Source organism: Mesorhizobium sp. M1A.F.Ca.IN.022.07.1.1, from assembly GCF_003997575.1.
In the GTDB taxonomy this organism is placed as follows: Bacteria; Pseudomonadota; Alphaproteobacteria; order Rhizobiales; family Rhizobiaceae; genus Mesorhizobium.
Genome location: NZ_RZST01000751.1, coordinates 1 through 403, shown reverse-complemented (window position 1 = coordinate 403; position 403 = coordinate 1). Strand labels below are relative to the sequence as shown.

Here is a 403-nt window from a genome sequence, read left to right as displayed (position 1 = left end):
ACCATCTCTTTGACGCCGGGATGGCCGACGCCGATGCGCACCCGGCGATAGGCATTGCCGACATGCTGGTCGAGCGAGCGGATGCCGTTGTGGCCGCCGGAACCGCCGCCGGCCTTGACCCTGAGCTTGCCGGCGGCAAGGTCGATCTCGTCGTAGAAGACGGTGAGGGCGGCGGCATCGAGTTTGTAGAAGCGCAACGCCTCGCCGACCGACTGGCCGGATAAATTCATGAAGGTCTGCGGCTTGATTAAAAGGATCTTCTCGCCGCCCAGGGCGCCCTCGGCGATCAGGCCCTGGAACCTCTTCGACCAGGGCGAAAAGGAATGGCGGCGGGCTATCGCGTCCGCCGCCATGAAGCCGACATTGTGCCGGTTGTTCTGATATTTCGCGCCCGGATTGCCGA

1 protein-coding gene is annotated in these 403 nt (G+C 63.8%); it reads right to left on the bottom strand.

The window, feature by feature from the left end:
• Positions 1–403, bottom strand: a 403-nt coding sequence (pth, locus tag EOA75_RS33765) for an aminoacyl-tRNA hydrolase (protein ID WP_127326202.1), incomplete at both ends; no start/stop codon positions are given.